Annotated in this window: 8 protein-coding genes; 3 read left to right on the top strand and 5 right to left on the bottom strand. The window is 72.6% G+C overall.

The features are described from left to right. Nucleotides 1-19: 19 nt before the first annotated feature. On the bottom strand, nt 20-709 hold the full coding sequence (locus KUM32_RS03315) for a response regulator (RefSeq protein ID WP_217140238.1): 690 nt from the start codon (nt 707-709) through the stop codon (nt 20-22). After that, a complete protein-coding gene (locus KUM32_RS03320) occupies nt 706-2,382 on the bottom strand; it encodes a sensor histidine kinase (protein WP_217140239.1) in 1,677 nt (558 codons plus the stop codon). Before KUM32_RS03320 ends, KUM32_RS03315 begins: the two co-directional genes overlap by 4 nt. A 153-nt stretch (nt 2,383-2,535) precedes the next feature. On the opposite strand from KUM32_RS03320, the gene KUM32_RS03325 reads away from it, so the two are divergent. From KUM32_RS03325 to KUM32_RS03335, 3 genes are all read left to right on the top strand, one after another. Beyond that, nucleotides 2,536-3,924: a cation:dicarboxylate symporter family transporter gene (locus KUM32_RS03325; protein ID WP_217140240.1), complete on the top strand. Its 1,389-nt coding sequence runs from the start codon at nt 2,536-2,538 to the stop codon at nt 3,922-3,924. Nucleotides 3,925-4,065: 141 nt separating this feature from the next. After that, entirely contained in the window at nt 4,066-4,356 is a 291-nt protein-coding gene (locus tag KUM32_RS45185) for a MerR family DNA-binding transcriptional regulator (protein WP_374227477.1), read from the top strand. Between the two features lie 44 nt (nt 4,357-4,400). Then, nucleotides 4,401-6,668 (top strand): AAA family ATPase, encoded by a 2,268-nt coding sequence (locus tag KUM32_RS03335; protein WP_217140246.1) that lies wholly within the window; start codon nt 4,401-4,403, stop codon nt 6,666-6,668. 25 nt (nt 6,669-6,693) lie between these two features. On the opposite strand, the gene glgB is transcribed toward KUM32_RS03335, so the two are convergent. The 3 genes from glgB to KUM32_RS03350 all read right to left on the bottom strand — a co-directional run. Further along, complete coding sequence (gene glgB / locus KUM32_RS03340) at nt 6,694-9,324, bottom strand: 1,4-alpha-glucan branching enzyme (protein ID WP_217140241.1); 2,631 nt, start codon at nt 9,322-9,324, stop codon at nt 6,694-6,696. A 40-nt stretch (nt 9,325-9,364) separates the two neighbouring features. Then, nucleotides 9,365-10,759 (bottom strand): phosphotransferase, encoded by a 1,395-nt coding sequence (locus tag KUM32_RS03345; RefSeq protein WP_217140242.1) that lies wholly within the window; start codon nt 10,757-10,759, stop codon nt 9,365-9,367. Between the two features lie 98 nt (nt 10,760-10,857). Beyond that, nucleotides 10,858-11,368: alpha-glucosidase C-terminal domain-containing protein (locus KUM32_RS03350; protein WP_217140243.1), on the bottom strand; the 511-nt coding region annotated here is incomplete at its 5' end.

An 11,368-nucleotide genomic window follows, 5' to 3' on the forward strand; every position in this document is an offset into this window, starting at 1 on the left:
CGCCGCCGGGGGCCCGGGGTCAACGACCCCGCACCCACCGGTACACCAGCTCCGGCCGCCCCACCTGCCCGTACAGCGGACTCCGTCCCGCCCGGCCCGCGCCCACCAGGTGTTCCAGGTAACGCCGGGCCGTGATCCGCGAGATGCCCACCGTCTCGGCCACCCCGGCCGCCGTAAGACCCTCCTCCGAGCCCCGCAGCGCGCCCGTCACCCGTTCCAGCGTGGGCGCGCTCAGCCCCTTCGGCAGGGCGGCCGGGCCGGGTGCGCGCAGTGTGGCCAGCGCCCGGTCCACCTCGTCCTGCCCGCTCGCCTCCCCGGCGGTGCCCCGGAACTCGGCGTACCGCACCAGCCGGTCCCGCAGCGTCGCGAAGGTGAACGGCTTCAGCACGTACTGCACGACGCCCAGCGACACGCCCTCCCGCACGACCGCCAGGTCCCGCGCCGACGTCACCGCTATCACGTCGGCGTGATGCCCCGCCGCCCGCAGGGAACGGGCCAGCTGCAGCCCGTGCACATCGGGAAGGTGCAGGTCGAGGAGGAGCAGGTCTACCGTCGTGCGGTCCAGCAGGCGCCGGGCCTCCGCACCGGTGTGGGCCTTGCCGACCGCGGTGAACCCCGGCACCCGGCCGACGTACATCACGTGCGCGTCGGCGGCGACGGGGTCGTCCTCGACGACCAGGACCCGGATCGGCTGCTCGGCGGCGCTCATACGGCACGCCCGGACTCATGTCTGCCCACCGGGGCGTCCGGCGCGCGGCCCCCGGGGTCGTCCAGCGGCAGCCGGGCCTCGAAACGGGCGCCGCCGCCCTCGGCCTCCGTCACGGTCAGGGTGCCGCCGTGCCGCTGCACCGCCTGCCGGACCAGCGCCAGCCCGAGGCCACGGCCGCCCTCACCGGACGGTTTCGTCGAGAAACCCCGCTGGAAGACCAGGTCGGCGTGGGCGGGATCGACCCCGGCACCCGTGTCCGACACCCGCAGCACCAGCTCGGAGCCACCCGCCGCCGAGTCCGCGCCGGCCGCCTCGGTGTACGCCGCCACCGTCACCCGCGACGGCACCCGGCCCTGGGCCGCGTCCACCGCGTTGTCCACCAGGTTGCCCAGGATCGTCACCAGGTCCCGGGCGGGCAGGGACGGGGGCAGCAGGCCGTCGTCCAGTCGGCTGTCCTGCGACACCACCAGCTCCACCCCCCGCTCGTTGGCCTGCGCCGTCTTGCCCAGCAGCAGGGCGGCCAGCACCGGCTCGCCCACCGCCGCCACGACCTGGTCGGTCAGTGCCTGCGCCAGCTCCAGTTCGGCCGTCGCGAACTCCACGGCCTCCTCCGCGCGCCCCAGCTCGATCAGCGAGACGACCGTGTGCAGCCGGTTGGCCGCCTCGTGCGCCTGCGAGCGCAGCGCCTGTGTGAAGCCGCGCTCGGAGTTCAGCTCGCCCGTCAGTGACTGGAGCTCGGTCACGTCGCGCAGGGTCACCACCGTGCCACGGTGCTCCCCGCCGGAGACCGGCGAGGTGTTGACCACCAGCACCCGCTCCGCCGTCAGGTGCACCTCGTCCACCCGCGGCTCCGACGCCAGCAGCGCCCCCGTCAGCTGCGCCGGCAGCCCCAGGTCCGCGACCGAGGTGCCCACCACGTCACCGGACACGCCGAGCAGCTCCCGTCCCCCGTCGTTGATCAACGCGACACGGTACTGCCCGTCCAGCATCAGCAGCCCCTCCCGCACCGCGTGCAGCGCCGCCTGATGGTAGTCGTGCATCCGGCTCAGCTCGTCCGCGTTCATGCCGTGCGTGTGCCGCCGCAGCCTCGCGTTGATCACGTACGTGCCGACCGCGCCGAGCAGCAGCGCTCCGGCCGCCACCGCCATCAGCGCCGTCAGCTGCTCCTGTGCCCGCTTGCTGATCTCCTCCACCTTGATCCCGGCGCTGACCAGACCGACGACCCGCCCGCCGTCCTCGACCGGCGTGACCGCCCGCACCGAAGGCCCGAGCGTGCCCGTGTAGGTCTCCGTGAAGGTCTCTCCCCGCTGCGCCCGCTCGATGTGGCCGCGGAAGGGAAGGCCGATCTGCCGCGGGTCGGGGTGGGTCCAGCGGATGCCCTCCGGATCCATGATCGTCACGAAGTCGACGTCGGTGTCGTGCATGACCCGCACCGCGTACGGCTGGAGCCGCGCCGTCGGGTCGGGGCTGCGGATCGCCTCCGCCACGGACGGCGAGTCGGCGATCGCCAGCGCCACCGACCCGGCCTGCCGCCCGGCCGCCTCCTCCGCCTGTCCCCGGTCGCCGATGTAGGTGAACAGCGCGTATCCGGCCACGACGACCGCGATCAGCACGGCCTGCATGGCGAAGAGCTGACCGGCCAGACTGCGGGGCCGCGGGACGCTGAGGCGCATGCGGCCAGTCTCTCGCGTGGCCGATTGTGAACTAAATGAACGCAAGGGTGACCGCGCTCACAGCGCGGGAGATAGTCACCGCATCCCCGAAACAATCCCCCGGACGTGAGCCGCACGCCGGTGATGCCGACGACGTCGTCAAGGAGGGCCGCCGTGACCAGCAACGCCGCTACGGCACCTGCCGCACCCAAAGCCAAGCGCGACCGCACGCACTATCTCTACATCGCGGTGATCGTCGCGGTCGTCCTCGGCATCGCCGTCGGTCTCGCCGCCCCCGACTTCGCGACCGAGCTGAAGCCGCTCGGCACCGGCTTCGTGAACCTGATCAAGATGATGATCTCCCCGATCATCTTCTGCACGATCGTGCTGGGCATCGGGTCGGTGCGCAAGGCCGCCAAGGTCGGTGCCGTCGGCGGTATCGCGCTGGCCTATTTCACGGTGATGTCGCTGGTGGCCCTCGCCATCGGCCTGGTCGTCGGCAACATCCTCGACCCGGGCACGGGCCTCGCGGTCACCGACGCCGTCAAGGAGACCGGGCAGGCGCAGGTCGACGCGGAGGCCAAGGACACCACCGAGTTCCTGCTGGGCATCATCCCGACGACGATCGTCTCCGCGTTCACCCAGGGCGAGGTCCTGCAGACCCTCCTGGTCGCCCTGCTGTGCGGCTTCGCCCTTCAGGCCATGGGCTCCGCCGGCCAGCCGGTCCTGCGCGGCGTCGAGCACATCCAGCGGCTGGTCTTCCGCGTCCTCGCCATGATCATGTGGGCCGCTCCGATCGGTGCCTTCGGCGCCATCGCGGCCGTCACCGGCTCGGCCGGTGTCGACGCGCTCAAGAGCCTGGCCGTGCTGATGCTCGGCTTCTACACCACGTGCTTCCTGTTCGTCTTCCTGGTGCTGGGCGCGATGCTGCGCCTCATCTGCGGCGTCAACGTCTTCTCCTTCTTCAAGTACCTGGGCCGCGAGTTCCTGCTGATCCTGTCCACCTCCTCCTCGGAGTCGGCGCTGCCGCGCCTCATCGCCAAGATGGAGCACCTGGGCGTCAGCAAGCCGGTGGTCGGCATCACGGTCCCGACCGGCTACTCGTTCAACCTCGACGGCACCATGATCTACATGACCATGGCCTCGCTGTTCGTCGCCGACGCCCTGGGCACGCCGATGTCGGTCGGCGAGCAGATCCCGCTGCTGCTCTTCCTGCTGGTCGCCTCGAAGGGCGCGGCCGGTGTCTCGGGCGCCGGTCTCGCCACGCTGGCCGGCGGTCTCCAGTCGCACAAGCCCGCCCTGGTGGACGGCATCGGCCTCATCGTCGGCATCGACCGCTTCATGAGCGAGGCCCGCGCCCTCACCAACTTCGCGGGCAACGCTGTCGCCACCGTCCTGATCGGCACCTGGACCAAGGAGATCGACCGGGACCGGGTGAACGAGGTGCTCGCCGGCCGGGCCCCGTTCGACGAGAAGACGCTCCTGGACGACCACCACGGCGCCGACGACGGCGCCCCGGAGGTGCCCGAGCAGGGCGGAGACAAGGAACTGGCGAAGGCCTGAGGCCCGCGACGCCCCCGCACGCCGGGCGGCTGAGATGCTCCCCCCGTCGCTCAGCCGCCCGGTCCCCCCGCAAGAAGCCCCGCGCCTTCCCGCGCGGGGCTTCTTGCCTTGACGCCCACGTCAAGGCTTACGTTCGTCCGCATGCGAATCGGCGGGCCGGCCGCGCGGGCCGGGACCACGACGCGGACGCTGCGGCCCTACGAGTCGCGGGGGCTGCTGCCCGCGCGGCGGGCCGGCAACGGATTGTCCGACCGTGATCTGACCGGGACCACGACGCGGACGCTGCGGTCCTACGAGTCGCGGGGGCTGCTGCCCGCGCGGCGGGCCGGCAACGGATTGTCCGACCGTGATCTGACCGGGCCCGATACGCAAAGAAATCCCCCGAGCAATTGCGCTCGGGGGATTTCTTTGCGTATATTCGTTGATTCGTGACTTCAAGAGAACGAGGTCGCGAAGAAGTTCAGTGAGCACAGTATATCCGGGCGGGAGTGGAATTGTCAAACACCGAATTTCCGGACGATGAATTGCGGCACGAGCAGGAATTCATCGACGGACTCTACGCACGCGTGGACGCGTTGCGCGGCGACACCGAGGTCTCGGTCACGGACGCGCTCGCGCAGGGCAACACCCCCATGCAGGCCCGGCTCGAGCGGGACATCCTGGTCGCCGAGCGCTCCGGGCTGCTCGCCGCGCTCAACGCGGTGGACGGCTCCCTCTGCTTCGGCCGGATCGACCTCACCTCCGGCGTGGGCCACCACATCGGCCGCATCGGGCTCCGTGCCGACGACGCCGAACGCACCCCGGTCCTGATCGACTGGCGCGCCGACGTCGCCCGCCCCTTCTACCTGGCCACCGGCCACACCCCCATGGGCCTGCGCCGCCGTCGGCACATCGCCAGCGAGGGCCGCACGGTCACCGCGCTGCACGACGAGATCCTCGACCTCGGCGACGAGACGCGGACCGGCCACGAGGACCCGTCCGGCGACGCCGTGCTGCTCGCCGCGCTGAACTCCGCGCGCACCGGCCGCATGGGCGACATCGTGCAGACCATCCAGGCCGACCAGGACCGCATCATCCGTGCCCCGCACCGCGGCGTCCTGGTCGTCGAGGGCGGACCCGGCACCGGCAAGACCGCCGTCGCCCTGCACCGCGCGGCCTACCTGCTGTACGAGCACCGAGAGCTGCTCGCCAAGCGCGCCGTCCTCATCGTCGGCCCCAACCCCGCCTTCCTCGGCTACATCGGCGAGGTGCTGCCCTCCCTCGGCGAGACGGGCGTGCTCCTCGCCACCGTCGGCGAGCTGTTCCCCGGCGTGAAGGCCACGGCCACGGACACGCCCGGGGCGGCGGCGGTGAAGGGCCGCGCCGACATGGCCGACGTGCTCGCCGAGGTGGTCCGCGACCGGCAGGCGCTGCCCGACCCGGTGATCGCCATCGAGCACGACCGCGAGATCCTCATGCTCGACGACGACCTGGTCAACGTCGCCCGCGAGCGCACCCGCGCGGCCAAGCTGCCGCACAACGCGGCCCGCGAGCACTTCGAGGGCCACATCCTCAACACCCTCACCGACATGGTCGCCGAACGCATCGGCACCGACCCCTACGACGGCACCAACCTCCTCGACCCCAGCGACATCACCCAGATCCGCGACGAACTCGCCGAGAACCCCGAGGTCTGGTCGGCCATCGACCAGCTCTGGCCCCGGCTCACCCCGCAGCGCCTGGTCGCCGACTTCCTCGCCGCCCCCGAGGCCTTCCTCCCCGCCGAGGACGCCGCCGCCGTCCGCCGCCCGGTCACCCGGCGCTGGACCGTCGCCGACGTGCCCCTGCTGGACGAAGCCGCCGAACTGCTCGGCGAGGACGACCGCATCGCCCGCTCCCGCGCCGAACGCGAGCGGGAGGCGCAGATCGCCTACGCGCAGGGCGTGCTGGACGTGTCGTACGCCTCCCGGACCTACGAGTTCGAGGACAAGGACGAGGAGGAGGCGGAGGTGCTGTCGGCGCACGACATCATCGACGCCGAGCGGTTCGCCGAGCGCCAGGAGGAGGCCGACCACCGCAGCGCCGCCGAACGCGCCGCCGCCGACCGCACCTGGGCCTTCGGGCACATCATCGTCGACGAGGCGCAGGAGCTGTCCCCGATGGCGTGGCGGCTGCTGATGCGCCGCTGCCCGACCCGCTCGATGACCCTGGTCGGCGACCCGGCGCAGACCGCGGAGGCGGCCGGCGTCGGCTCCTGGTCGAAGATCCTCGCCCCCTATGTCGAGGACCGCTGGGAGCACACCCGCCTCGGCGTCAACTACCGCACCCCGGCCGAGATCATGGACGTCGCGGCGGCCGTGGTCCGCGCCGAGGACCCGGGGTTCGCACCGCCGAGTTCCGTCCGGTCCACGGGCGTACGGCCCTGGATCCGCGCCACCGGCGACCTCCCGGCAGCCGTCGCCGAGGCCGTCCGGGAGCTGACCCCCGAGGAGGGCCGGCTCGCCGTCATCGCCCCGCGCGAGCTGCACGGGGCCCTCGCGGCCCGGCTCGACGGCGTGACGGCGGGCGCCGAGCCCGACCTGACCCACACGGTCGTCCTCCTCGACCCGCGCCAGTCCAAGGGCCTGGAGTTCGACTCCGTACTGGTCGTCGAGCCCGGCCGCTACGGCACGAGCGACCTGTACGTGGCCCTGACCCGGGCCACCCAGCGGCTCGGCGTGCTGCACACCGGGCCGCTTCCGAAGGGGCTCGTGGACGCGTCCTGACGGTCGGGCCCGACGCACCCGGCCGTCAGGCCGGCCGCAGCCACACCGTCGCCAGGGGCGGCAGGGTCAGCCGGATGCTCGCCGGACGGCCGTGCCACCCCTGCGGCTCCGGCTTGACCGGGTCCGGGTTGCCCACGTCACCGCCGCCGTACCGCGCGGCGTCGGTGTTGAGCACCTCGTGCCATGCCGGGACGTCGTCGGGGACGCCGAGGCGGTAGTCGGTGCGGACGACGGGGGAGAAGTTCGACACCGCCAGCAGCGGCGACCCGTCGGTGTCCAGGCGCAGGAACGCGAGGACGTTGTCCTCGGCGGCGTCCCCGACCACCCAGGCGAAACCGGAGGGGTGGGTGTCGCGCCGCCAGAGCGCCGGCGTGTCCCGGTAGACGGTGTTGAGGTCGCGGACCAGGTCCAGCACCCCCCGGTGGTCCGCCTGCGCCCCGTACTGCGGGTCGAGCAGCCACCAGTCGGGACCGTGCGCCTCCGACCACTCGGCGCCCTGGGCGAACTCCTGGCCCATGAACAGCAGCTGCTTGCCGGGATGGGCCCACATGAAGCCCAGGTACGCCCGCTCGTTCGCGCGCTGCTGCCACCAGTCGCCGGGCATCTTCGACACCAGCGACTTCTTGCCGTGCACCACCTCGTCGTGGGATATCGGCAGCACGTAGTTCTCGCTGTAGGCGTACACCATGGAGAAGGTCATCTCGCCGTGGTGGTACGTGCGGTGCACCGGCTCGTGGCTCATGTACTGGAGCGAGTCGTGCATCCAGCCCATGTTCCACTTCAGTCCGAAGCCCAGCCCGCCGAACCCGCTCGGTCCCTTGTGGTGCGTGGCCCGCGTGACCCCGTCCCAGGCCGTCGACTCCTCCGCGATCGTCACCACACCGGGGCACCGCCGGTAGACGGTCGCGTTCATCTCCTGGAGGAACGCCACCGCGTCCAGGTTCTCCCTGCCCCCGTGCTCGTTCGGCGTCCACCGGCCCGGCTCGCGCGAGTAGTCCAGGTAGAGCATCGAGGCGACCGCGTCGACCCGCAGCCCGTCGATGTGGAACTCCTCGCACCAGTACACGGCGTTGGCCACCAGGAAGTTGCGCACCTCCCGGCGCCCGAAGTCGAACTCCAGCGTGCCCCAGTCCGGGTGCGCGGCCCGCAGCGGGTCGGAGTGCTCGTACAGCGGACGCCCGTCGAACTCGGCCAGCGCCCAGTCGTCGCGCGGGAAGTGCGCCGGCACCCAGTCCATCAGGACGCCGATGCCGGCCTGGTGCAGCCGGTCCACCAGGTACCGGAAGTCGTCGGGGTCGCCGAGGCGGGCCGTGGGCGCGTAGAAACCGGTGACCTGGTAGCCCCAGGAGCCGCCGAAGGGATGCTCGGCGACCGGCATCAGCTCGACGTGCGTGAAGCCGAGGTCCCCGACGTAGGCCGGGAGCTGTTCGGCCAGCTCGCGGTAGGTCAGCCCCGGGCGCCAGGAGGGCAGGTGGACCTCGTACACCGACATCGGCGCCTCGTGCGCGGGCACGTCCGCCCGCCGGGCCAGCCACTCCGCGTCGCCCCACGTGTAGTCCGAGGCGTGCACCACGGAGGAGGTGGCCGGCGGTGTCTCCGTGCGCCGGGCCAGCGGATCGGCGCGGAAGGTGCGCGAGCCGTCGGGCCGGGTGATCTCGAACTTGTACAGCTCGCCCGCGCCGATGCCGGGCAGGAACAGCTCCCACACGCCGGTGGCGCCGAGCGACCGCATCGGGTGACCGGTGCCGTCCCAGAAGTTGAAGCCGCCGGCCACCCGCACGCCGCGCGCGTTGGGCGCCCACACCGTGAAGCGGGTGCCCGCGACGCCCTCGTGGGCGGCCGGGTGCGCGCCGAGCGCCTGCCACAGCTGCTCGTGCCGGCCCTCGCCGATCAGATGCAGGTCCAGGTCGCCGAGGGTGGGCGGGAAGCGGTACGGGTCCTCGGCCTCCTGGGCCGTCCCGTCGTACGTCACGAGGAGCCGGTACGCGGGCACCTCGGTCAGCGGCAGCAGTGCCGAGAAGAAGCCGTCGCCGTCGTCGTGCAGCTCGGCCCGCAGCTTCCCGGACAGGACGGTGACCGCCAGGGCGTACGGCCGGAAGGCCCGGAAGGCGACACCGCCGGGCACCCGGTGGGCGCCGAGGACGGAGTGCGGGTCGTGGTGCGTACCGGCGAGCAGCCGCTCCCGGTCGCCGGCGGCGAGGGCGGGGGAGACGGCGGCTTCCACCGGGGCGGGGACGGCGGTCGCGGGTGCCTTCCCTGCCGGGGGCTTCTTGGCGGGGGCCTTCCTGGTGGGTGCCCGCTTGCTGGGGGACCCCTTCGCGGCCTTCGCCGCGGTCTGCTGCGTGCTCTCGGCCGTGCTCTTGGCCGTGTTCTTCGCCGCGCTCTGCTTCGCCGCCCCCGCCTTCCTGGCGGCGGGCTTCTTCGCCGCCGTCTTCTCGGGGGCCGCCTTCTTCGCGGCTCCGGTCTTCGCGGCTGCGGTCTTCGCGGCTGCGGTCTTCGCGGCTGGGGTCTTCGCGGTCGCGGTCTTCCGGGCCGCCTTCTTCGCGGTCGTCTTCTCGGCCACCGCCTTCTGGGGCGGCGCCGCCTTCTGCGCGGCGCTCTTCTCCTCGGCCGTCTTCTTCGGGTCGGGACCGCTGGACGAGGGGCGGGGGGTCACGGGCGGAGCCTCCTGGGCGACGTGGGATCGGGGGGTGGCGTCATGCGGGTTCGGGCGTGGCCAGGCGGCGCACCGCGGACAGCGGCACCGCCAGCCAGTCGGGACGGTGCCGGGCCTCGTACAGGACCTCGTAGACCGCCTTGGCCGTCTCGTGCGCGCGCAGCATCACCGGGTCGGTGCGCGGGTCACGGCCGGCGACCTCCGCGTACCCGGTGCAGAAGGCGGCCCGGCACGCATGGGCCCAGCCCGGCACGGGGACGTCGGCCGAGTGCGCGGCGTAGTCGAAGGAGCGCAGCATCCCGGCGACGTCCCGGACCGGCGGCTGCGGCATCCGCCGCTCGGCCAGCGGCTTCGCCGGCTCCCCCTCGAAGTCGATCAGCGACCACTGACCGGAGGGCGAGCGCAGGCACTGGCCCAGGTGCAGGTCGCCGTGGACGCGCTGGGCCGTCCAGGTACGTCCCTCGGCGGCGAGGTCGCCCAGGGCGGTGAAGGCCGTGCGCAGACCTGGCGCGTACGGCCGCAGCAGGGGCACCGCCCGCGCGGCCTCCTCCAGCCGTTCGATCATGTCGTCGGCGAGCTGCCGCATCCGGCCGTGGCCGAGCGTGACGGTCGGCAGCGCCCCGGCCAGCGCGGTGTGCACCTCGGCGGTGGTCCGTCCGAGCGCTCGCGCCTCGGCGGTGAAGTCCTCCCCCTTGGCCAGTTCGCGCAGGGCCAGCTCCCAGCCGTCCGTCGCCCCCTGCACATACGGCTGGAGTACACCCAGCACCCAGGACCGGCCGCCCAGGTCCGCCACCATCCACCCGGCCGGTGCCGGAACCCGGGGGCAGCCCGCGCGGGCCAGCGCCAGCGGCAGCTCCAGGTCGGGGTTGACGCCGGGCACGATCCGGCGCAGCACCTTGAGGATGAACGTATCTCCGTACACGATCGACGAGTTGGACTGCTCGGCGGTCACCAGCCGCGGCACCAGTCCGGTGCGGATCTCCCGGTCCCGGTCCCGCTCGAAGCGGAGCCCGCCGATGCGGGCCTGGGTGCGCAGGGCCTCCAGGAGCACCTCGGCGGGCCGGGGGTCGTACAGGGCGTCGTAGGCGGTGCGTCCGGCCAGGGGGCCTTCGGTCACGTGCCCGATCAGCGCGGGCGCCAGCCGGGGCGGCAGCGCCTCGCGCACGCCTATGAGGAGCTGGTAGCAGTCGCCGGGCTCCCCGGGCGCGCCCGGTCCGGGCACGAGCTGCTGGTGGGTGCGGACCAGCACGTGGTAGAGGCCGAGGCGGGCGTCGGCCGGGAGCAGTTCGGTGGCGGCGACCAGCGAGAACCCGGTGACCGGGCGCCCCTTGCCCGCGAACCAGCGCTGCCGCGGCAGCCAGTCCCGCAGCAGTGGATCGAGTGACGCAAGGAGGCCTGGCGGGCTCGTGACGGTGCGTGTGACGGCTTCCGACATGGCGTCGCGTCCTTTCCCCGGGTCGTCGGGGTGCTAGTGATGCGTGCCCCGGGCGGGGCGGCGGAAACCGCACCGCCCGGGGACCGGGTCTGTCCGTCCTACGGGGCGTCCTTGCGCAGCCGGAACCAGTAGAAGCCGTGGCCCCCGAGGGTCAGCAGGTACGGCAGTGCGCCCACCGCGGGGAAGCGGACTCCGCCGAACAGTTCGACGGGGTGGCGGCCCTCGAAGGCGCTCAGGTCGAGTTCGGTGGGCTGTGCGAAGCGGGAGAAGTTGTGGACGCACAGCACCAGGTCGTCCTCGTGTTCGCGCAGGAAGGCCAGTACCGCGGGGTTGGTGGAGGGCAGTTCGGTGTACGAGCCGAGACCGAAGGCGATGTTCTGCTTGCGGATCTCGATCATGCGGCGGGTCCAGTGCAGCAGGGAGGAGGGTGAGGCCATGGATGCCTCGACGTTGGTCACCTGGTAGCCGTAGACCGGGTCCATGATCGTGGGCAGGAACAGGCGTCCGGGGTCGGACGACGAGAAGCCGGCGTTGCGGTCCGGGGTCCACTGCATCGGTGTGCGTACCGCGTCGCGGTCGCCGAGCCAGATGTTGTCGCCCATGCCGATC

It is taken from the genome of Streptomyces sp. AC627_RSS907, from assembly GCF_019049165.1.